The organism is Candidatus Baltobacteraceae bacterium, from assembly GCA_036488875.1.
In the GTDB taxonomy this organism is placed as follows: domain Bacteria; phylum Vulcanimicrobiota; class Vulcanimicrobiia; order Vulcanimicrobiales; family Vulcanimicrobiaceae; genus JAFAHZ01.
Genome location: DASXGW010000001.1, coordinates 69,553 through 92,976, shown reverse-complemented (window position 1 = coordinate 92,976; position 23,424 = coordinate 69,553). Strand labels below are relative to the sequence as shown.

The following is a 23,424-nucleotide window of genomic DNA, read 5'->3' as shown; positions in this document are numbered from 1 at the left end:
TTATGATTGCGTAATCAGACTCGCTAGCGGATTAACGCATCTGGACTAACCCGGGATGCAGAGCGTCGCCCCTTTGGTTACCATCGTCCCAAACTCTACTTACAACGAGGGGATTCGACTTATGCGAAAGGTCCTTGCTACGTTGGCCCTGGCGACAGTCCCGGCAATCGCGCTGAGCGCGTGCAACGGACCGTCCAACGGGGCCTCCGGAGTCTCCGCCTTGCCGAATACGACGGTTGGGCACGCGAAACTTCGCCCGAACGATTTCAGTTCAAACGACCTCCACGCCGGCGGTGCGACGTTTCCGGCGTACGGCTACAACCTCGGATCGGAACCGGCCGGCCTTGCGACCAAACCGCAAGCACCGCCGGGAACCGGCTCGATCTTCGCATCGATCAAACTCGGCGCGAATGCAACCATCTACTACTGCTTGACCGGAAGCGGCACGGGTCGCGGCATCTTCGAAACGGGCTCGAAAGGCCAGAGCGACGGTTCGACGGCGACGACGACCGGCGCTTGCGGTCCGCTCGGTGCGACCCCCAGCGGCTTCGGCGCCCGCGTCGATCCCCCAGACTTTGCCGGAACCGACGTAGCGATGGCATCGACTGAGTATCCGACGTACAAGACGACGCGCGAGCCTTCGACCGGAACGAATTGGGGCGAGCCGTTCGAGTTCCCCGTCATTGGCGGACCCATCATCTACGCTTATCGTCCGCAGGATTTCAAGAAGTTCGGAGCGCCGCTCCACCTCTCGCGCTGGACGTACTGCGCGATGGCCAACGGCACCGTCAGTAACTGGAACGACGCCGCGATCACGGCGGACAACGGCGGCAAGTCCGTCACCAACGGCGCCAGCCGCCCGGTCACGTTCTACTTCCGCAGCGACGGCAGCGGCACGGGATTCAACTTCACCTCGCACCTCACCCTCGCGTGCAACGCCGCCTTCAAAAAGCCGTACAACGCGGCTCCTTACGAGAGCTCAGGTCACAGCGCGAAGTGGAGCTACGGCGTGAGCCAGAACTGGCCCGGCCCCGGTTCCTTGGCGGTTCCCAACTCGCACTTCGTCGGCGAGAGCGGTAATCCGGGCGTGCTCGCGGCAGTGCAAAGCTCGCCGTACTCGACCGGCTATCTGGAAGGCGCGTGGGCGAAGTCGGCAAATCCGGCGGTCGCGCAAGCGTGGCTCGGCAACGGCAAGAAGTCGGGCGGCAAGTTCGTCTTCGTCGATCCGACCGTCGCCGCCAACACGAACGCATCGTTCGCGAACGTGAGCGCGGCGAGCATCCAGCGCGGTATGGGATCGGACGGAATTCCGCTCGGTTCGTCGCGTCCGGATTGCCAGCTGTATCTCGATCCGGCGGTTTGGAACGGACCGATCGTCCGCGGAAAAGCCGGGCGCGATGCGTATCCGATCATGGCCGCGAGCTACCTGTTGTTCTACGGTAACAACAACAACTTCCACATCGTCTCCAAGAAGAAGATCATCGCGTTCATGGCCGGTGGCAAGGCCGCGAAGATCTGGGCCAACCTCGAATACACGCCGCTCAGCAAGGCGATTCTCACGGCCGCCAAGGATGCCGCCCTGAAGGATCCCGGCGACGGCAAAGGTCCGTGCGTCAAGTAACCACACTCGTTCCCTCCTCGCACGATCACGCGCCGCTTCTGCGGCGCGTGATTCTGTGTGGGTTCCTGACGCTGTGGCTGATCGCCGCAATGTTGCCCAGCATTTCGGCGCTTGCGGAAACCGCCGGCATCGTCAAGGGCGCGGTCACCGACGACCATACCCACGCGCCGCTGGCCGGTGTCGCCGTGACCGCTTCGTCGCCGAGCGCGACGTATCACACGGTCACCGACGCGCAAGGGCGCTACACGTTTTTGACCGTGCTGCCGGACAACTACGCCATTTCGTTCCGCGCGAACGCCTATCAGCCGGCATCGACGGTCATCGTGGTGCTCAACGGATCGCAGCAAACCGTCGATATGGCCCTCTCAAAAGTGCTCAAAGTCATCGCAGTCACCCACGCGCGCTCGGGCGGGAGCGCGTTTCAGCGCGGCATGACGATCGACACCTACACGGTGACCGGCAATCAGATCGCGATGGTTCAAGGGAAAACGTTCAACACCGACGAGAACCAGCTGCTGCGCAGCATTCCCAGCGTGACCATCGATAAATCCGGAACCGTTTCGATCCGCGGCGGTTTTGCGTTCGAGGCCGCGTACGAGTTCGAAGGCATCGACTACACGACCCCCTCGGCAAACCTGCAAAATACGCTGCAGAACATCGGCAACTTCGGGTTGCTCAACGGTGTGGGCAGCGTTCAGCTCATCCCCGGCGGCGGCGACGCGACGCACGGCAACACCGGCACCGGATTGGTGCTCTTTACCGCCAAGCACGGCACGTATCCGGGGTTTTTCAACGTCGATGCGGAAGCACTGATGTTCCCGTATCTGCATCAATTGGGACTCGAATGGGGCTGGGCCGATCCCAAGCAGCGGCTCTCGAACTACGCGGGGTTCATCGGAGTGCGCCGCAACTTTCAATACGGCGTGCCGGGAGTGGCGGCGGCTTCGCTGGGCACCCTCGGAACCAATGCGGCGACGCTCGGCAGCACCATCGACCCAAATCTCGTCTACTACGCGCCGTCGTATCTGAAATCGAACGACTTCGTCGACAATCTCATCTGGCGGTTCGGCAAGAACCAATCGCAGCGGCTGCAGTTCTTCATTCAGAACCAGGCGATCGACCAGGATCTCGACTATGGCGGATTTGCGCTATTGCCGTACATCTCGGGTGGCACGAACCCCGGGCAGTGCTGGTCGTATCCGATCGTCGGGCCCAACGGTCCAATCAATACGCCGCAGCAGAACTACGCCTGCGACCGGCTCATTCCACACTATCCCGGTCAACCCACAAGTTACTCGTACGTCTCGCAGCCGGATCAGCAGAGCAGCCCGTTTCTGGCGTATAAGTTCGAATACGGAACCAGCATCGGCTCGACGTCGGAGCTGACGGCCCGCTACGACCGCACGTTTCTCGAGCAATCGCAGACGATGCCGGCGCAGGGCATCTTCGCTTCGCCGTACGGCGGGTCGCGCACGACCGGCCAGCTCGACTTCGTGACCGCGCTCGGGCTCAAGCATCTCTTGAAAGCCGGCCTGCTCTATCAGTACGCGCGGCCGTTCGGCGACCGATACGATTTCACGTCGTACACGGCGTACACGGTGCCGGCCTACATCGACACCTACGCCATCACGCACCCGAACCAGCCGTTGCCGCTGCCGTATACGTATCAAGGGCTCTTGCCCAATAACAATCCGTCGGCGCAGCAAGGGCTCGAGCAAGACTTCTTCTCGCCCCAGCTCTGCGCTCAGTTGAGCATTACCGCCGGCTGCGGCTATCTGAACTCGTACTTTCCCAACGGCCATCGGTTTCCGTACGAGGAAGACGTGCCGACGGTCGGCCAGCAAGTCTACGGCGCATATCTGCAAGATACCGTCGAGATGTCGACGCGCTGGAAGACCGAGCTCGGCCTACGGCTCGACGGTTATAACTTCCACATCCCCTCGTCGCCCGGCGCTCCACCGACGATCGGAGCGGTCGCGCACCAGCGCCTCTACGAACCGCACTTCGATCTATCATATAGCCCCGATCCGCGCGACACGATTCGCCTGGGCTTCGGTCACACGCTTTCGATCCCGCTCCCGAGCCAGGTCGGCGCGGACGTCAGCATGACGCCGTATCTCCCCTACGAGAGCGTTCCGTCGTACGACAACTCGACGGGAAAAGCGGCGACCTACTGCGGGCCGCTTGCCAATCAAGTCTGCGCTAACTACGCCCAACAACTGTACTGGCTCGCTCGCGACTACCGGTTCGGCAGCTCGACCTTGGAAGCGCCGCTCAAAGGCGCGACGTTTACGAACGTCGATCTTTCGTGGGCGCACGAGTTCCGCGACGGATCGGCGTTGAAGGTCACGCCGTTCTATCGCCGCGGCTACGACGTCATCGAGCAAACGGCGCAGATCATCGGCTTTAGTTACCAAACGGGCACGCCGGTGTACGGCGACGTTCAGTATTCGAACCTCGGCATTCAGAAGGCCGCCGGCATCGAGGCGCTCTACAACCGCGACCTCGCGCAAGGCGTTTCGATGCAGGTCGGCGCCACGTACATTAGCCAGTTCGGAAACGAGCCCCCGGGCGCGTTCCTCGTGCCGGCCGCGCTGGCACTCGGCGTAACGTATCGCTCGCCGGATCTGTCACCGTTCCAGCTCAACGCGGCCCTGGACTGGAAGAGCAAGCACGGTTTTCGCATCAATCCGGTCATCGCCGTCAATAGCGGCTATCCGTACGGCGAGGGCTATTATACCGCGGTGTACTGCAACGGCAAGCCGGTGATCGTACCCAGCACGGCGCTCGCGACGATCTTCTCCCAGACTCCCGGATTCATCGATCCGCTCGATCCGGGAACGTGCACGGCGCCAAACATCGCCGCGACGCGCGGCATTCACGAACCCGGGTTGGCCGGCGGGTTTCTCACCACGCCGCGCGTCAACGTCGACGTCACGTTCGAATATACGCCCGACCGTTCGCGCTCGACGTTCGGCATGCAAGTGAAGAACCTGTTCAATGAAGTCTATAACGTTCCGATTTTCAACGGCTGTTACGGCTCGCCGGTCTCGACGGGCCTCACCAACGGAACCGCGCCGTGTACGTACTCGCTGGCGGCTCCGCAGTTCCAGCCGCCCGATCTTTCGGCGCACGGATCCGCGCCGTACCTTACGTATCCCAATCTCACGCCGATCACGTTCCGCTTCTACTATCAGGTGAAGTTGTAATGCGCCGTTTACTCTTGGCGTTCGTCGCCGTCTTAGCGCCCGCCGCGCTTTCCGCATGCGGAAACGGCGGGGCCTCCGAGCCGCCCGTTACCTCCGTCGATCCAAGTTCGGTGAGCAAGCTGCAGTTTGCGGTTGGTGTCGCCACGATCGCTTCCAACAACGGGCAGAGCGTCGCCTACGGATTGAACACGGTCGTCACGCTGCGCCAGCAAGACGGATTGTCCGGCACGCTCTATAACCAGCCGCAAATCATCGGCCCGTCGAGCTTCAACGTCTTGACCTCGACGCAGACCGGAAATCAGGTGCAGTTTGCCGGAGCCGATCTCGGCACCAATCACATCACCTGGGCGACGCTCAACCAATCGCAGTGGACGGGACCGCCGCGCGGCCTCAAGGCTGCGACGACGGGTGCGTTCGGCTACGGCTTCTGTCCGTGCAACTCCGATGCGGCACCGGTCAACGGCACGGCATCGCTCTACGAAGCCTTCAATCTTCCCGTCTTCGGCAACAATCTCGAGCGATTCTACGGCGGACCGCCGGCGTTCCCAGCCATCGATCCAAGCGTCGCCGCGCTGGGATTTCAAGGATACTCGCTCGGCTTTACCGATTTTGCCGTGAAACCAGTCATCGGAACGTACCATCTCTACGCTGCCGTTCCGCCGGCGTTCACGACGCCGGCGAATCCGACGCCGAGTCCGGGACCCGATGGCACGGCGACGCCGCCGCCCGGCGTTCTTTCCTCGAATGCGCAACTCGTTGCAACCACCGGTCTTCCGCCGTTTTCGACGCCGGCGTTCACGCCCGACGGAAAAGGCGGCGGCACGATTCACATGACGCTTCCGCGCGGATCGCGTGAGGCGCTCGCAGTCGTGCTGGCTTTTGGCGCGAGCGGCGTCGGCAACTGCGTGACGTCGCACACGACCGACACGTATTACGCCGTGCTCGCGCACGGCACCGGGAAACACAGCGTCAGTTTGCCGGATTCGCTCGGCCCGCAGACGCAGTCCGGAAAAGCCACCCCAACGATTTGTCCGCGAGGAACGTACGAGCTTTACGCCGTCGCGGCAAACTATCCGATCTTCGAATCGGCGTATCCGAGTAACTTGAGCCAGTTGCCGAAGATTAGCGGGAACAACGGCCAAGCCGACATCAGCACCTCGGACCTGTTCACGGGGACGTATCCCTAGTGCTTCGCACGCGCGCGACCGTCACCGGCTTCCTGCTCGCGTTGGCGCTGGCCGGATGCGGCGGTTCTCCCAATACGCCGAACGGCTCGACGGTGGGGTCACCCGGAGGCCCGCTACCGCCGCCGCCGTCGCTCGTGAGTGCAAAAGTCACGATAACGCTGCCGCGGCAACGCCGCTCGCGCGCGCGACGCAAACCGTCGTATCTCTCTCCCAACACGCACTCGATCTCGATCGGTTTGGCAAGTGTCGACGGGGGCCCGGTCAGCGGTGCGCGTACGACGGTCGTCAATACCGAAGCGAACGCCCCGGGATGCACGCTTCAAGACGGCGAGCTGAAATGTTCGGCAAAGGTCGACGCGGCAGCGGGCGACGATACGTTCAACGTCACGACGTATGCGTGGAAAAACGCGACCGGTGACGTGTTGTCGGCCGGCACGGTGCCGGCGCACATCGCGCGCGGCGCCGGCGCGGTGCGTCTCGACAGTGCGCTCTCGCTCTCCATCGGCGGCGTGATCGCCAAGTTGTCGATGCACGTCGCGCAGACGTCGATCGCACGCGGACGGTCTGCCGCCGTTCCGGTCGCGTTGGACGCATTCGATCCAAGCGGAGCGCAGATCGTCGGCGCGAGTGCGTTCTTGTCGCCGGTGTCGCTGTCGATTCAAGGCGACGGCATCGGCGCGTTTCACCTGCACGACGGCCACGCGAGCGGGAGCGTCATTTCCGTCGCGCGTCCCGTTTCTTCGCTCGAGTTGGTGTACGACGGCAACCGCCAGGCATCGTCGTCGATCAGCCTGCAGGCTAGCGTCACACAGCCCGACGCCGTCAGTGCAACGGCCTCGCTCGCCGTTTCCGGCACACCGCCGCCGCTGGCGCCGGGCACGATCTACGTGCTCAACGCCGGCAAGAAGGGGGGCCGCGGAGCGACCCTCACCGTCTACGACGGCTCGCACAGCGGAAACGTCGCGCCGGAGCGCACGCTTCAACTGAACGGCACGTTGTACGCGCGCAGCATCACCGTCGACGCTGCCGGAAACGTGTACGTGGGTTACCTGGACAACGAACAAGGATTTTCCACCGTCGCGGGCACGCCCGATGAAGGCAACGAGATTGCCGTCTATTCACCGGGTGCGCACGACAACGACGCACCGGCCTACGTGCTGGGCGCCGACAAAGCGCACGGGACGTCGCTCTTTCCGATCGCGATGGCGCTCGATTCGTCGGGAAATCTCGTCACGTACGGCGCGACGAACCTCGGCGGCACCGTAAGCGACGCCGTTTTGACGTTTGCGCCCAACAGTAGCGGGCCGGCGGCGCCGCTGCGTGCGTGGGCATTTGCCTCACCGTCGATCCGCTATTCGGGCCCGACCGGCCTGGCGCTCGACCTCGCGAACAACGCGTATGTCGACGGCATCCTGCACACGGCCCTCGCGCCCGCTCCCGGCATCTTCGTCAACGCGAGCGCGAACCAATCCAACGCGAGCTCGACCCCGTCGCGAACGATTCCGTGGGATAACCGGACGCAGCTCACGTCGGGGCAAGTCGCCGGCATCGCGCTCGATACCAGCGGTGAAATCTTTACGGGAAATTACGTCATCAATCGCGGGGCGCAGACGTCGTGTCAGGCGCGCGTCAACGTCTTCGCGGGCGGATCGGGAGGCGGAACGACCGACAATGCGCCGCTGCGCGTCCTCACGCTCGACGGCGTCACCACGACCAACTCCGGGTGCTACGCTCCATCCTATCCGCTCGCGGGATTCTATCCCTTCGTTACCGCGTACAGCGACTCGATCTTCGTCGCGGACGAGTTCGGCAACGCGGTCGACACCTTCGATGCAAACGCGAGCGGCTCGGTAAAGCCGAGCGCGACGATCGCCGGCTCGGCAACCGCGCTCGACGTGCCGATCGGCGTGTTCGTGCTTCCACCGGGTAAGACGCACGCGGACGTTGCTTCGGGTCCGGCACAAGTACGTTTCATCGAAGGCGCTCCGTTGCTGGAGACTCGAGTCGGCGGCGCGCCCGTCGGCCTCGGAACGTCGTTCCTACAGGTCAACAAAACAACCGTCGCGTCGTACTTCCCATACGGATGGATTTCGGCGTACTCGGGTTATCCCGCCGGCGTATTGAGCGTTCGGGTACTCGACAGCCTCGGCTACTCGATCGGTCCCTTTAAAACGGCGTCGCTCGCCTCGGGAAAATCGTATTCAATCGCGCTGGTCGGAACGTATCCGCACTATAAGCTGCTGACGTTTGCCGATGCGGCGCCGTCAACGGGAGGCGCGTCGCTGGCCGTCTACGAAGCGTCGCCGGCCGCACCGAAAGTCGATTTCGGCACGTTCAACGTCAAGGGCAACACGGGCTATTGGGAGCTCGGAAGCGCACGTGTGGGCGCGCTGGAAGTGCGATCGCTCGGCAAACGCGTATCGGGTACCGGGGCCTACGTCGGAACGGGCACGACGCCGATGACCGGCGGCACGATCGCGCTGCAGAGCGTCGACAGCTTCGACCGCCGTAACCTCTTGCCGTTTCACAACGTGTCGCGTCTCTCGCTCTTCGTGCTCGACCCGCTTTCCGGTTCGCTGCTGGGGCCGGTCTTCGGGGTTTTGGACGGTGCGAACGCGAGCGAGACTCCAGCGCCCGATAGGCAAGCCGTGCAGCAGCCGGCTCCGGTTGCGACGCTCACGCCGCCGCCGGAACACCTCTACGTCGATCACAACGGGACGTTCTACGAGTACAAGCTGCCGCTGTCGTCGTCGTCGCGCCCGTTAAAAGCACTCGTCGAGGAGCCCGGGTCGGCATTTGCGCCGCAGATCGCCACCGATCAATACGGGAACGTCGCGATCGTTACTGCATCGCAAATTCGGTTCTTTAGGAAGCCGATCGTTTCGTTTGCGCCGAACCGAGCGCACCGCACCGTCGCGCTAACGCCGGCGATGACCGAGATCGGACCGTCCGGCGCCGATCTCGTCGACGTCGAGTACGATCCATTCAACAATCTGTGGCTCTTTAGCGGGCTGGGCGGCGAGATCACCGAGCTGCGCGCTCCCCTTTCCAAGACGAGCGTCGCATCGGTCGTGATTCCGTTCGGCGCGCCGGGGACGAAGACGGCGGCGTACGGTGTCGTGCAAGGACGCTTCGACGTCAACTCGACCCTGTACGTCTACGGTCAGTCGGCGACGTCGGCATCGCTGTTCAAAACGAGCTTCCCGTACGCCAAGTCGATGTCGCCGCTCGACGGCCTCAACATCGCCCAAGCGGCGTTCGTCGATTCGAGCCAGTTTTTACCGACGGATCCCAATCCGGTTTCGGTGATCGTCGGACAGTACTTCGGACCGCTCGCAACGCCTCCGCCGCAGCAGCCTCCGCCCCAGCCGCACAACGTGCTCGCGCAATTCCCGCTGCCGCTCATGCCGGTGCAGGGACTCTTTCCCAACGCTATCGTCGAGGAAGTCGTCGGAGCGGTTGCGGCGGATGCGCCGGCACGGAGCGTCTTCGCCTTAGACGCTGCCAACGGACATCTTTCGGTCTATCCGCTGCCGCTCGTTCCAGGCGGAAAGCCGAACCTCACGCTGCGGTGTTTGGCCGGCGTGAAACACTGCAACGAGAAGCCCGAGCACCTGTTCCTCGCGCCTTAGGTGCGTTTTCCTAACGCATCGAGCGCACGCTGCAGCAGCGACCGCGCGCGCTGCGCGCCCTGCTCGTCGAGCATTCCGACGTCCAGGAAGAGATCGAGTCCGGTCGCGTGCTCGCTGAAGATTTGCGACGTCGCGCCCGTTTCGTCGAGTACTCCCTCGACGGCGTACGGGCAGACTTCGCGGCTGATGCCCTTGACGTGAATCGGATCGAGCGGACGCGCGTGCGCGATGTCGCGGACCAGCGCGTACGTTTCGTAGCTGACGACGATCGTGTCGGGCTCGGCGATGGTTTGCAGCCGCGCTGCAAGGTTCGCTTCGGCGCCGATGATCGTGTAGTCCATGCGGTCGGCCGAGCCGAAATTACCGACGTTGCAGAAGCCGGTGTTAATGCCCATGCGCACGTGGAACGGCTGCTCGATCCCGCGTTTGCGCCACGTCACGCGCAGCTCGGCGATCTTTCGCTGCATCTCGTCGGCCATGCGCAGCGCGGCTTTGGCATCTTCTGCCTCGCCGCGGGTTTCCGGGTCGCCGAAAAAGATGAGGATCGCGTCGCCGACGAACTTGTCGATCGTTCCGCCGTGCTTGAGCGCAATGATCGACATCGCCGTGAAGTACTCGTTAAGCAGCTCGGTCAACGTCTCAGGCTGCAGCCGCTCTGAACTCGACGTAAAATCTTTGATGTCGGAAAAGAAGATCGTCAGCTTCTTGCGTTTCGTTTCGATCTCGGTCGCGGTCTCGCCGCTGAAGATGCTGCGGTAGATCTGCGGGGACAGGTAGCGCGACAGCTTCTGCGAGATCGATCCCAGGAACGTTTTCTGCCGGTACTGGCTCAGGATCAATCCCAAGCCTAGCAAACCGGCGACGATGAAGTACACGACCAAGAACTTAAAGGAAAAGATGTTCGCCGCGAGCGGCTGCGTCACGACCAGCTCTTGAATCCCGCGGACGTCGCCCACTTTCCAATCCCGTTTGGGAGAGTCGGGATCGGAGTTGTGGCAGGCAACGCACGTCGGGCCCATGATGATCGGCGTCGCGAAGCGCGCCTGCGTTGAGAATCCGTGCCAGGAGACGGCGCTGATCGGTGTTTTGGGACTCTTCTGCAGCGCGGTCAACGCCGCGTCTTCGAACGCATCGAAGTGATGCTCCGGACGACCCTTGAACGGGAAGTGCGAGATGAAGCGGTATTCCACCCTCGACTGCCCGCTGCTCACGACGTTGCCTAACGCCAGCGAGAACGTCGCCGGAATCGGTATGGCACCGGGATGATGGAGGAAGTTCGGGGTGACGCTGACCTTCGTGCCGGCCGGAGCGTCGAGCACATTGCGAACGACCTTGTCAGCGTAGTAGCCGCGGATACCGCTGATCACTGAGTCGAAGTCGTTGGCCTGCAGCAACATGGCAGTGGCGCTCACGTCGCGCAGATCGAGCCACACAGCAACGGGCAGCCCGATAAGCAGCAAAACGACGACGCCAATAATAACGCGCAGACTGGTCATCGCAGCCATTCTGGTGCCTTCAGGCAAGAATCGGATGGCGCCTGCTTCCGGCGGGCGCTACAATGAGATCGTGATTCTGGTTTTGGGCGGTACGAAGTTCCTTGGACGCCATATCGTCGAAGTGCTGGCAGCCGCCGGCCACCCCACCGTTCGTTTCCATCGCGGGCAGACGCAATGCGAGCTTCCGGCCGGTGTCGAGGAGCGACTCGGCGACCGCAACGCCGACGTCAGCGCGATCGTCGACGAGTCTTGGGACGCCGTCGTCGATGTCGCAGCGATGGAGCCGGCTAACCTCGAGCGCACGCTCGAATTGCGATGCAAGCGTTACGTCTTTATCTCGACCGTCAGCGTCTACACCGATTCTGCGACGATCGGAATGACCGAAGACGGGCCCGTATGCGAAACGTTCGATCCAAATGACGAAGCGCAGCGGTATGGCGGCAACAAAGTTGCCTGCGAGCGCCTCGTTCGCGAACGCTTCGGCGATCGAGCAACGATTCTTCGTCCGGGGCTGATCGTAGGACCTTGGGATCACACCGGCCGCTTCTCCTACTGGTGCGAACGCGCGATGCGCGGCGGCGCTTTCGTCGCTCCGTTGCCCGCCGATCAAAAGGTGCAGTTCGTCGACGCCAGTGACGTCGCGGGTTTCGTCGAGCGTGCGATCTCGCACGACATCGGCGGAACGTTCAACGTGATCGGTCCGAAGGAAACGACGACGATGGGCGATCTGCTCGCGCTGTGTGCGAAGGCGGCCGGCGAGCGCGGCGCGCCCTCCGGCAAGCCCGTTTGGCTCGAGTCTTCCTTTCTGCTCGAACGCGGCGTCAAGCCGTGGTCCGATCTTCCGCTGTGGCTTCCCGGCGACGAGTTGCAAGGCATATTGCAAACCGATCGCAGTAGAGCAGATGCCGCCGGTCTCGAACTGCGCACGGGCCTCGAAACGGTGCGGCGCACGATGGCTTTTCTCACCGCACATCCGGAGTTTCTGGCGCGGGGCGGCTTAACCCCCGAACGTGAGGCCGAGCTGTTACGGGAAGCAGTCCAAGCGTGATCGATCTTTCAACTCTAGACACGGATGGCTTCGCGCTGGTTCCATCGTTCATCGATCCGGACGTCGCAAACGATCTACGAGCGATGTACGACGACGATGCCCGCTTTCGCAGCCGCGTCGTGATGCAGCGGCACGCGTTCGGCCGCGGCGAGTACAAATATTTCGCCAATCCGATTCCGCAAGCGATTGCCGGTTTACGCGAACGGCTGTACGCCGCGCTGGTTCCGTTCGCCAATGCGTGGGCGTCACGCTTGCATCTCGACATGACTTTCCCGTCGACGCACCGCGAGTTCGTCGAACGCTGCTTCGCTTCGGATCAACGCCGGCCGACGCCGCTGCTGCTCAAATACGGGACCGGCGACTACAACTGTCTGCACCAAGACCTCTACGGCCCGGTCGCATTTCCGCTGCAGGCCACGGTCTATCTCAGCCGGGCCGGCGAGGAGTTCGGCGGCGGGGAGGTCGTGTTGAGCGAAAATCGCCCCCGAGCCCAAACCCGCGTGCACGTACTGCAGCCGCAGCAGGGCGATATGCTCGTACTGCCCAGCCGGAGCGTGCCGCGCGACGGCACGCGCGGCACCTACCGCGCGCAGTTCAAGCACGGCGTCGGCACGGTGCACTGGGGCACGCGGTACGCGTTAGGCGTCGTTTTTCACGAGGCGCTGTAGGCCGCCGCCCCGGGCCGGGCGAAGTGCGAGCTTCGATGAACTTGACGTTTCTGTTCACGGACGTCGAGGACGGAACGCGCCTGTGGGAGCGGGCCGAAGGAACGATGCGGCGCGCGATGGGACGCCACGACGAGCTCCTTCACAAGGCCACGCAGCGCCACGGCGGCAAAGCCCTCAAGACGGTCGGTGACGCGTTTTGCTGCGTCTTCGAATATCCGCACGATGCAGTGCGCGCGGCCGTCGACGCGCAGCGTGCGCTGTCGATGGAACCGTGGCCGAACGGAATCGGCCAGCTACGGGTTCGGATGGGGCTGCACACCGGCGACGCGGTCCTGCGGCGCGGCGAGTACTGCGGTCCGTCGATCAATCGCGTAGCGTCGCTTGCCGGCGCGTCGTTGGGCGGACAGATACTCGTCTCGTCGGTGACAGCGTCGCTGCTGGCAGGCGATCTCGGCGACGTCGCGTTGCGCGATCTCGGCAAGCACCGGTTCAAGGAGCTCAACGAACCCGAAGTCGTCTTCGAAATTGTCGGTCCCGGACTGCGCGAGATGCCGAGCGCCGCGCTCGTCGACGTCGCGCCCAATAATCTTCCGACGCAGGCCTCCGCGTTCGTCGGGCGCTCCGAAGAGCTCAAGCGAGTGCGCGATCTCATCACGCTCTATCCGCTGGTCACGATCGCCGGCATGGGCGGTATCGGCAAAACGCGGCTCGCGTTACACGCCGCCGCGAAACTCTTGCGCAGCTACAAAGACGGCTGCTGGTTCGTCGCTCTCAAAGAAGTCGAGGATCCGGCGCTCATCGCGCAGGTTGCCGCCGACGGAATGCGCGTGAGTCCGGTACCCGGCGAACCGATCGAGACGACCTTGTTCGAAGCGCTCTTCAAAAAGAAGTGCCTCATCGTCATCGACAACGCCGAGCATATGCTCTACGAAGTCACGAACTTTACCCGCCGTCTGCTCAAAGCCGCTCCCGGCATACGCATCATCGTCACCAGCCGCGAGCCGCTGCACGTCGGCGGCGAGCACGTTCTGCGCATCGGCGGCATCGAAGAGGGCGAGCAGCTGTTTTTGGATCGTGCGCGCTCCGTGCGGTCCGACGTCACACTCTCCGATGCGACCGTCGCGACGATCTGCGGGAAACTCCAAGGTATTCCGCTGGCCATCGAGCTGGCCGCTGCGCGACTAGCGGACCCGTCGATGACGCAGCTCGACGAGTTGCTGTCGTTTGCGGGTCATCCGCTCGACGCGACGATCGATTGGAGTTACGGCCTCTTAGCCCGCGACGAACAGCGCTTCTTCCGCCGCCTCGCCGTTTTCGAAGGATCGTTTTCGTCCGACGCGGCCCAAAAGATCGCCCTCGACGAGGGGTCCGCTGCCGACGGCTTAGCGCTGCTCGCATCGCTGGTCGACAAATCGCTGGTCTTTCAGTTGACTACGGTGGAGGGCGCGCGCTACAGCCTGCTCGAGGCAGTCAGAGATTTTGCGATGGTTCCGTTGCGCGAATCTAACGAAGTCGACGACACGCTTCGGCGTCACTGCGCCTATTACACGAGGTTCGTTCTTGCGGCTGCGCCGGCACGCGATAGGGCCGACACCGGTGTTCCCGTTATCGCGACCGAATGGAGCAATATCCGAAGCGCGCTCCATCTGGCACTCGAACAGCGCATGGATCCCGAGGGCGGCCGTTTAGCCGTCCACGGGCTCTTCGAATTTTGGAGGAGCACCGGACGCACGGCCGAGGGATGGTATTGGATCAACCGCGCGCTCGAAGGAATGGACGTTGCACCCCATCTGCGGACGGAGTTACTGCAGCGAGCCGCTCAGATTGCCTCCGTTCGGCAGGACTACCGGGCGTTAGATCCGCTTGCGAAGCTTCTCGTCGAGATTCACGAACGAGCGGGCGATGCCGCGGCTCTGGCAAACGCGCTGCAGCTGCTGGCAAATGCGAAACAAGGGCTTGGTAACGGCGCGGAAGCCGAACCGCTTCTGCGCAGGGCGCTTGAGTTGTTTCGCGTTCAGAACGATCGTAAAGGTATTGCCGTCGCGCTCTGCAATCTGGGGCTGCTCGAGGAAGAGCTGCACCTCAATCACAGTGCCGCGCGGCAGCTGCTTCAACACAGCTTCGAGTTATTTAAAGAACTTGGGTCCGCCCCTAACTGCGCGCTCGTCCTCGGGAATCTCGGTATCGCGTGTTTGCGAGCGGGCGATCCAAAACAAGCGCTGACGTACGCGCAGCAGAGCTTGCTGCTCTATCGCAAGCTCGGCAACGACGCCGACGCCAGCAATCAATATCTCAATGTCGTGGAGATGCTGCTCGAGTGCGACCGGGTAGACGAGGCACTTTCGGCATTGAAAGCGGCGCGCGAAACGATGGGCGAGCGGCCCAATCGCCTCTTTCTGGCGTGCTACTTCGAGGCCGCATTCAAGGTCGCCGTCGCGCTCGAAGCTCGCGAATCCGCGGCGAAAATCTATGGCTTCGCGGTGCGATTCAGAAACGTCGTGCGTGTGCCGCTGCAGCCGCTCGAGCACAACGCGATGGAGTCTTGGAATCAGCGACTTCGCCAAACGCTCGGTGCGCTGGCGGCCGACCGTCTGGCGAGCGACGGCGGCATTTTGCAAGAACAAGCGATTGAGGGGCTGATCTCCGCATTGGGATCGGCCCCCAAACAACCGTCTGCAGCTTCTTAGGCGATTTTCTTCAGGATTTCGAGCGGAAGTACGCCGTGCTCGAGAAGCGCGAACGCTTCGAGAAATGACTGCAGCTCTTCTTGAAGGTGGTTTTTGGGATCGACATGCACGTCGCCGGGTGTTGCAAGGATGTTCATGATGTTCGCTCTCCCTATATCATCTTAGTGCGCAAGTAGATGGTGAAAGGCTGAAGCAAAGCCCCAGTTGCTAATGGCCGTTCGCAGGTCCCCAGACGACCCTCCTCTGGAAAGCAGACCGACCGAGCTTAAAAAGCCTTACATTTTCGGCAAAAGCGCCTTAATGTAACGATCTGCTTATGCGTTAACGAGGCGAAATCGTTTGTCCGGTTGAGGTCCTGGAAACAGTTTTCTTATATGACTCCGATTGAGGCTGTCTCCGTCCGCACCTATAAAGTGCCCACCGAGACGCCCGAATCGGACGGGACGCTCGAGTGGGCCTCGACGACCATGATATACGTCGAGATCCGCGCTTCCGGGAAGACCGGAATGGGATACACGTACGGCAGCGCAGCGGTCGCTAGCTTTATCGAGGCCGACCTCGCACCGGTTCTTCGCGGCGCCGACCCGCTGCAGACCCAAGCCCGCTGGGCCGATCTCGTCGCGAAAGTGCGCAATAACGGGCGTGAGGGCATCACCGCGATGGCGATCTCCGCCCTCGACATCGCGCTGTGGGATCTCAAAGGGAAGCTGCTCGGCGCTCCGGTGTGCGTGCTGCTCGGAGCTGCGCGCGATTCCGTACCGCTGTATGGAAGCGGCGGCTTCACGTCATACGACGTGCACCAGCTTGCCAAGCACATGTCGCACTGGACCGCGATGGGCATTCCACGCGTCAAAATGAAAGTTGGGCGCCAGCCGCAGTGCGACGACGATCGCGTCGCGGCGGCGCGGCATGCCATCGGACGCGACGCCGAACTCTTCGTCGACGCAAACGGCGCGTATTCCGTCAAACAGGCGCTCGCAATGGCCCGGTGTTTCGAACGCCACGGCGTCTCATGGTTCGAAGAACCGGTGTACCACCGCGATCTCGCCGGCAATGCAGCAGTCTGCGCGCGTGCGCCCGCTTCCATGGAGGTCAGCAACGGCGAATACGGCTACGCGCCCGACGATTTCGAGCGTATCGCCGAAACTCGATCTGCCGACGTCATGCAAGCGGACGTCACGCGCTGCGGCGGGTACACGGGATTTGCCATCGTCGATGCCATCTGTGAAGCGCACTCGATCCCGCTCTCGAGCCACTGCGCCCCATACGTGACGCTCCCCGCGGCGCTCGCCGCCAAGCGGATGCGTCACGTCGAGTATTTTTTCGATCACGTCCGCATCGAACGGATCTTCTTCGACGGCGCGAGCGATCCGAAGGACGGTGCGCTCGCTCCCGATTTGAGCCGCCCCGGGATCGGTTTGGAACTCAAACGCCAAGACGCAGAAAGGTACGCACAGTGATATCCGTCGTCGACTCCGACGCCCTCCGTCTCGAACGCGAACTGCGTGAGGTCGTTCGCGGTGAAGTGCATTTTGACGACGGCTATCGCGCGATGTACTCGACCGACGCGGCCAACTACCGGCAGGTACCGATCTGCGTCGTTCTGCCGCGCGACGCCGACGACGCGACCGCAGCCATGGCCGTCTGCCACCGTCACGGAACCCCGGTCACGCCCCGCGGCGGCGGAACGTGTTTGACCGGCGCGAGCTGCAACGTGGCGGCGATCTTCGACTACAGCAAATACATGAACCGTATCCTGGAGCTGGATGCCGAGCGTCGTATCGTCCGCGTCGAGCCGGGAACGGTCCTCGACGACATCCGCTCGCGGGCCGAGCAGTTCGGCCTGACGGTGGGCCCCGCGCCCGCAACGCACAACCGCTGCTCGATCGGCGGAATGTTCGGTAACAACTCGTGCGGGATGCCGGCCCAGTTTGCCGGACGCATGGAAGAGAACGTGCTCGAGGCCGAGGTGCTGCTGCACGACGCAACGCGTTTGCGTGTCGGGTCGACCAGCCCCCGGGAGCTGGAAGCCATCATTGCCGAGGGCGGCCGTCGCGGGGAAATCTACTCGAGACTGCGCGACATCGCCCAACGCTATAGCGGTCTCGTGCGCGAGCGGTTTCCGGAAGTCCCTCGCCGCGTCTCCGGTTATCCGCTCAACCAGCTCTTTGCCGAAAACGGCTTCAACGTCGCGCGCGCGCTCAACGGGACCGAAGGTACGATCGTCCACGCCCTCGAGCTCACCCTGCGTCTCGTGCCGGTACCCAAAAAGACCGCACTGGCCTTGATCGGATTCGACGACATCGCGACGGCAGGCGATCACGTCGCGCGCTGCAACGAACACGTTCCGCACGCGCTCGAAGGCATGGACGAGACGCTCTTTGAGAACATGCACGAAAAAGGCAAGAACCCGTCGGCGCGTCACGAGCTCTTTCCCAACGGTCACGCGTGGCTAGTCCTTCAGTTCGGCGGCGACACCAGCGCCGAAGCCGAGCGTAAAGCGCACGCGCTGGTCGAGGACTTGCACAAAGGCAGCCACGCCGTGCGCGGCACGCGCGTCGTGAGCGACGACAAGTCGATGAACGAGATTTTTGAGATTCGCGAAGCCGGCTTAGGCGTGACGTCCAAGGTTCCGAACCAGCCGGATTTCTATCCGGGTTGGGAAGACGCCGCCGTCGCTCCCGAGCATCTCGGTAAGTATCTGCGCGTCTTTCAAAAGAAGATGGAGCAGTACGGCTATTGGGCGTCGGTCTACGGCCACTTCGGTCAGGGCTGCGTCCACTGCAGCATCAACTTCGATCTCTTCACCGCCGAAGGCATCGAAAATTACCGCCGTTTCGTCACCGAGATGGCGCATGAGGTCGTCAAATACGGCGGCTCGATCTCGGGCGAACACGGGGACGGGCAGAGCCGCGGCGAGCTGCTGCCTATCATGTACGGAAACGAGCTGGTGCACGCGTTTTGGGAGTTCAAGACGGTCTTCGATCCCCAGAACAAAATGAACCCCGGCAAGGTGGTCAAACCGCGCAAACTCGACGAAGATTTGCGGTGGGGTACGCAGTACGAGCCTTGGAATCCGCCGACGAAGTTTCAGTTTCTCGAGGATCGCGGCAGCTTCGCCGAGGCAGCGAACCGCTGCGTCGGCGCCGGCGTCTGCCGCAAACACGACAAAGGCACGATGTGCCCGAGCTACATGGTTTCAAAAGAAGAGCGCTACTCGACCCGCGGGCGCGCGCGTCTGCTCTTCGAAATGCTCCAAGGCGCACCGATCGATCGCGGCTGGAAGAGCGAGGAGGTCAAGGAGTCGCTCGACTATTGCCTGGCCTGTAAAGGCTGCAAGCACGAGTGTCCCGTCAACGTCGACATGGCGACGTACAAATCCGAGTTCCTCCACCACTACTTCGAGGGACGCGTTCGGCCGCTGTACATGTGGCTCTTCGGTTACATGTTCGTGTGGGCGAAGGTCGCGTCACGGGCTCCCGCGATTGCCAATTTCTTTGCGTCAGCACCGCCGTTCTCAACGGTCCTCAAGCGATTAGCGGGTATCGCTCCGCAGCGTCACGTGCCCCTCTTTGCCGATCGTACGTTCCGGCAATGGTTCGATTCGCGCGCGCCGCGCAATCCGCAGGGCGAGCGGGTGCTGCTGTGGGTGGACACGTGGAACAATCATTTTCATCCGCAAACCGCGCAGGCCGCCGTCGAAGTGCTCGAGGACGCCGGCTATCGCGTGCTCGTCTCTCCCAAGCAGATCTGCTGCGGCAGACCGCTCTACGATTACGGGCTGCTCAATCCGGCGAAGCGCCATCTGCTGGCCGTCCTCGACCAGTTGCGCCCGCTCGTTCGCGAAGGCGTTCCCGTGGTCGGCCTAGAGCCCAGCTGTCTTTCCGTCCTCAAAGACGAGATGCAGCAAATGCTCGGCCGCGACGTCGACGCGATGCGGCTGGCTCAGCAGACCTTCACGCTCGAAACGTTTCTCAATAACAAGACGTCGTACCGTCCGCCCGAGCTTGACCGGAACGCAATCGTACACGAGCATTGCCACAAGAAATCGGTTCTCGATCCGCTCGCCGAAGAACACGTCTTCGAAAAAATGCACCTCCCGCACGAGAAGCTCAACAGCGGCTGCTGCGGGATGGCTGGTGCGTTCGGGTTCGAGGCGCATCATTATGAGATGTCGGTGGCGTGCGGCGAGCGCGTGCTGCTGCCGAAGGTTCGCGAGGCTGCTCCGCAGACGATCGTCGTTGCCGACGGATTCAGCTGCCGCGAGCAGATCGCCCAGACGACGGGGCGCCAGGCGCTGCACCCCGCGGAGGTCCTGCGCATGGGCTTGGCCGACCGTGGTGCGACCCGCAATGATCCCAAACCCGAGCGGCGCTTCCACGAAGATCCGCACGTGCGCCGGCGGCGCATCGTGCGCCGAGGGTACGCGGTACTCCTTGCGATCGGCGCGCTCGGCGTTGGAGCCGCCGCGGCGATCGTGCTGCGGCAACGCAAACGATGATCGCGAAAATCTCCGGGCCGGGCCACGAAATCTCCGAGTACGCGATTTCGGACCGCGAAATGTCCGTCGGCAGCACGCTGGGCGCGCCGAAGGGCGCCCTTATCATCAAAGCGACGGGCGCGCTGGAGAAGATTTTTTCCTGCGAGGCGGGTGTCGACGTCTTTCGTTCGCTCGTCGTCCATCACTGGGATCTGCGCAGCGGGATACCGCTCCTGCCGAGCCCGGGCGAGTTCATCATCCATCCCGACCATCAAGAGCACCTTTTCGAACTCGCTAACGGCGCTACGGTCGCTGAAAAAATCTTCATGCTCAACGGCGCACCGACCGGAAACGGCAAGCGCAAGGTCGATCCGCCCGCCGCCTATTACACCGTAGAGCTGCGCAATGACGGCGACCAAACGGTAGAGATGTGTACTTTCTCGTCGGTTCGCTTGGCAGGCGGATACGAGAGCCCCACACACACGTCGTACGACAAACGCCGGCGCGCGTTCGTCGCCTACAACGAAGAGGCGCCCGACGTCGTGCGTATGGCGGCATGCTCGGTCGAACCCGATAGTTACGAGGTTACGGTCGACATCGCGAAGACCAACGCCGCGCAGTTTCCGGGTAAACTCAGCGATGAAGTCATCGAGCGCGGTCACGATCCATTGGGCATCTTCCATTTGAACCACCGCCTCAAGCCCGGTGAACGCGCGTCCTTCTTCTTCACCTTGACATTTTCGGTCGAAGGCGCCGACGCAGCACGTAAGACGCTGAGCTCGCTGCCCGATGCGGAGGCGGCGCTCGAACGCACTCGCGAGCACTACCACCAGGCGCTCGGGCGTGCGGTGTTGATGACGCCGGAGGCCGAAGTGAACCGCGGCGTCCTGTGGGCCAAAGCCAACATGCTGCGCGTCCAACTCCTGGCGCAACAGGGATGGTGCTTCGTCAACGACCCAACGCGTTCCAACAACAGCGTTGCGCGAGACACCGCGTGGTTCGCCTACGGCGGCGATTTCGTGACGCCGCAGTTCACGCGCGAGTCGCTCCTCTGGTACGCCAATCACCTAACGCCCGACGGCATGGTGGTCGAGTACTTCGATATTCGCAACGGCAAGACCGAGACGTACGGACTCACTATGAACGACAACACGCCGCTGCTCGTCCTGGCGTTGTGGCACCAGTACTGCGTTACCGGCGATCGCTCGTTTCTCGAAGCCGTTTACCCCAACGCGCGTCGCGCAGCCGAATACATCCTTTCGCAGCGCGGCGACCACGGGCTAGTGTGGTCTCGCGCGGACGGCACCGGAAATTACGGCATCGTCGGCTGGCGCAACGTGATTCAAGGGTATCGCCTCGACGGCGCTACGACCGAGATCAACTCCGAGTGTCACGCTGCGCTGCAGGCCCTTGGCAAGATCGCCGCCGAGCTCGGCGACGACGAAGCCGCTCGCCATTTCGACGATTCGGCCAGCGACCTGCGCGCGGCAATCAACGAGCACCTGCTCGATCGCTCGCGCAATCTCTACTACCTCACGATCGACTGGGAGGGCCGCAAACGGACCGACGTTACCTGCGACCTCGTCTTTCCGGTGCTGTTCGGGGTCGCCGAGCACGAAGTCGCGACGAACATCGTGGCGACCTTGAGCCGTGCGGAGTTTTGGACCGACGCGGGACTGCATACCGTTGCGCGTACGGCCATCGACTACGGCCCGGCGCACGGCGAAGGTCTGCTCGGCGGAGTGTGGGGCGGTCCAACCTTTTGGTTTGCGGCGGCTGCGTCGGCATTCAACGCCGAGTTCATGGCTTCGGCCCTGACGTCGAGCTTCAAACATTACGCGCAAGATCCGCGGCGTTACAATACCGTCCCGGGGCAGTTTTCCGAATGGCTGCACGGCGAGACGCTCAACAATCGCGGCATGATGCTCTCGCCCTGGTTTCCGCCTAAGTACTTGTGGGCGGCGATGGAAGGCGCGGCCGGCCTCGAGGTGACGTCACGACCACCCAAGCTGCACGGCCGGCTACCGCCGGGTTGGGCGTGGTTAGGCGTTCGCAAGGTGATGGTTCGCGGCCGCGACGTCGCGTGGTTCACGGTACGGTTAGAGAAGCTGACGACGTACGCCAACTCAGCGAAACTCGAAATCAACGCCGATCGACAGTACGACTCCGACGTCTCCGACGACGTTCTCGTCGGCGGCGACCACGCCATGAGCATCGCGTTGCGCCGCGACGGCGACATGGCGATCTTAATCGGAAACACGCTCGATCGCACGATCACGACGTCGCTGGCCGTTCCCTCGCGTCACCTCCCCCAGCGGTGCACGCTGCGACTGTACGACAGCTTAGTGGGCGAGTGGCGGGAGTTTTCCGATTTCGAGCCGTCGCGGCTTCACGATGGCTTCCCCGTACAAGTTTCGCGCCACGGCTTTTGCCTTCTTGAGGTTTGCGAGAAAACATCATGACCGACCTACCCCGCTTCGGATACAGCGAGTTCACCACGTGGCCGTGGCCGTTTAAGAAAGACGTCGAACGCTACCGGCACCACGGAGCTACCGCTATCGAAGTTTGCGAGTTCAAGCTGCCGTACAACGACTACGGCGATCACTTGTCGCTGCTCGGGAACGGTCTCATGCCGTCATCGGTTCAGATGCAGGTTCACTCCGTCTTCGTCGATTCGATGGCGAACAAGCCCGAGGATCCCGACGACCGCGTGAAGGCGATGAAGCAAGGCATCGCGATGAGCGCGCCGCATTTGCCGCTTGGCACGCCGTTCATCGCCATTACCGGAGTCGCGCCCAAAGGCAACGTGCGCGAGGCGTTCGACCGCACGGTCGAGGCGCTCAAAGAGCTCGGCGAGTTCGCGGCCGGGCTCAACATGCGTATCGCATTCGAGCCTCTCAACCCGATCAACGTGCATACCGACACCGCGGTCTGGTCGCTCGAGCGCGGACTCGAGCTCGTCGATCGCGTCAACCATCCCGCCGTCGGCATCTGCATCGACACGTGGAACATCTGGCAAGCTTCGGATGTCGAAGAGCTGATTCGTCAATGCCGTAACCGCATCTTCGCCGTTCAGCTCAGCGATTGGAAGACGCCGCGCTCGACGGCGGACCGCTACTCGCTCGGCACCGGCGAGATTCCGCTGGCGTCGCTCATGCGAGCGATCCGCTCGACCGGCTACAACGGCGCGTGGGTCGTCGAAATCCTCTCATCGATGCACTTGCCGGGTTCGCTCTGGAAATCGAACCTCGACAACCTGCTCGAAGACAACAAACGAACCTTCGAACAACTCTGGTCAGCGTCCGCACCCCCACTGTCATCCTGAGCGTAGCGCCCGAAGGCGCGAAGTCGAAGGGCAGGCGCATCTCACCTCTTGTCATCCTGAGCGTAGCGCCC

Annotated in this window: 13 protein-coding genes; 11 read left to right on the top strand and 2 right to left on the bottom strand. The window is 62.7% G+C overall.

Going from position 1 to position 23,424, the window contains the following annotated elements; all coding sequences use genetic code 11:
- Positions 1 to 121 precede the first annotated feature (121 nt).
- Genes VGG89_00355 through VGG89_00340 form a run of 4 tightly spaced genes read left to right on the top strand, consistent with a single transcriptional unit; the run spans position 122 to position 9,649 of the window.
- Entirely contained in the window at positions 122 to 1,621 is a 1,500-nt protein-coding gene (locus VGG89_00355) for a substrate-binding domain-containing protein (GenBank protein ID HEY1974978.1), read from the top strand.
- Complete coding sequence (locus tag VGG89_00350) at positions 1,609 to 4,830, top strand: TonB-dependent receptor (GenBank protein HEY1974977.1); 3,222 nt, start codon at positions 1,609 to 1,611, stop codon at positions 4,828 to 4,830. The genes VGG89_00355 and VGG89_00350 overlap by 13 nt, the downstream gene beginning before the upstream one ends.
- The gene (locus VGG89_00345) at positions 4,830 to 6,017 is read left to right on the top strand and encodes a hypothetical protein (GenBank protein HEY1974976.1); all 1,188 of its coding nucleotides are present in this window, start codon (positions 4,830 to 4,832) and stop codon (positions 6,015 to 6,017) included. The genes VGG89_00350 and VGG89_00345 overlap by 1 nt, the downstream gene beginning before the upstream one ends.
- Positions 6,017 to 9,649, top strand: a complete 3,633-nt coding sequence (locus tag VGG89_00340; GenBank protein HEY1974975.1) for a DUF4397 domain-containing protein — start codon at positions 6,017 to 6,019, stop codon at positions 9,647 to 9,649. Before VGG89_00345 ends, VGG89_00340 begins: the two co-directional genes overlap by 1 nt.
- On the opposite strand, the gene VGG89_00335 is transcribed toward VGG89_00340, so the two are convergent.
- Entirely contained in the window at positions 9,646 to 11,154 is a 1,509-nt protein-coding gene (locus VGG89_00335) for an adenylate/guanylate cyclase domain-containing protein (protein HEY1974974.1), read from the bottom strand. The genes VGG89_00340 and VGG89_00335 overlap by 4 nt on opposite strands.
- A 61-nt stretch (positions 11,155 to 11,215) precedes the next feature.
- Here VGG89_00335 and VGG89_00330 point away from each other — a divergent pair, with 61 nt between their 5' ends.
- From VGG89_00330 to VGG89_00320, 3 genes are read left to right on the top strand one after another with little or no spacing between them, the layout of a single operon-like run.
- A complete protein-coding gene (locus VGG89_00330) occupies positions 11,216 to 12,193 on the top strand; it encodes an NAD-dependent epimerase/dehydratase family protein (protein ID HEY1974973.1) in 978 nt (325 codons plus the stop codon).
- Positions 12,190 to 12,861: a 2OG-Fe(II) oxygenase gene (locus VGG89_00325; protein HEY1974972.1), complete on the top strand. Its 672-nt coding sequence runs from the start codon at positions 12,190 to 12,192 to the stop codon at positions 12,859 to 12,861. Before VGG89_00330 ends, VGG89_00325 begins: the two co-directional genes overlap by 4 nt.
- Before the next feature lie 35 nt (positions 12,862 to 12,896).
- A complete protein-coding gene (locus VGG89_00320) occupies positions 12,897 to 15,548 on the top strand; it encodes a tetratricopeptide repeat protein (protein ID HEY1974971.1) in 2,652 nt (883 codons plus the stop codon).
- On the opposite strand, the gene VGG89_00315 is transcribed toward VGG89_00320, so the two are convergent.
- Positions 15,545 to 15,685 (bottom strand): hypothetical protein, encoded by a 141-nt coding sequence (locus tag VGG89_00315; GenBank protein HEY1974970.1) that lies wholly within the window; start codon positions 15,683 to 15,685, stop codon positions 15,545 to 15,547. The two genes, VGG89_00320 and VGG89_00315, sit on opposite strands and share 4 nt — an antisense overlap.
- 237 nt (positions 15,686 to 15,922) lie before the next feature.
- Between VGG89_00315 and VGG89_00310 the strand changes: the two genes are divergently transcribed.
- From VGG89_00310 to VGG89_00295, 4 genes are read left to right on the top strand one after another with little or no spacing between them, the layout of a single operon-like run.
- Positions 15,923 to 17,008: an enolase C-terminal domain-like protein gene (locus VGG89_00310; GenBank protein HEY1974969.1), complete on the top strand. Its 1,086-nt coding sequence runs from the start codon at positions 15,923 to 15,925 to the stop codon at positions 17,006 to 17,008.
- Positions 17,005 to 20,049 carry an FAD-linked oxidase C-terminal domain-containing protein gene (locus tag VGG89_00305; GenBank protein HEY1974968.1) on the top strand — a complete coding sequence of 1,015 codons (3,045 nt, stop codon included), beginning with the start codon at positions 17,005 to 17,007 and terminating at the stop codon, positions 20,047 to 20,049. The genes VGG89_00310 and VGG89_00305 overlap by 4 nt, the downstream gene beginning before the upstream one ends.
- Positions 20,046 to 22,490 carry a hypothetical protein gene (locus VGG89_00300; protein ID HEY1974967.1) on the top strand — a complete coding sequence of 815 codons (2,445 nt, stop codon included), beginning with the start codon at positions 20,046 to 20,048 and terminating at the stop codon, positions 22,488 to 22,490. Before VGG89_00305 ends, VGG89_00300 begins: the two co-directional genes overlap by 4 nt.
- On the top strand, positions 22,487 to 23,353 hold the full coding sequence (locus VGG89_00295) for a sugar phosphate isomerase/epimerase family protein (GenBank protein HEY1974966.1): 867 nt from the start codon (positions 22,487 to 22,489) through the stop codon (positions 23,351 to 23,353). The genes VGG89_00300 and VGG89_00295 overlap by 4 nt, the downstream gene beginning before the upstream one ends.
- Positions 23,354 to 23,424: the final 71 nt, after the last annotated feature.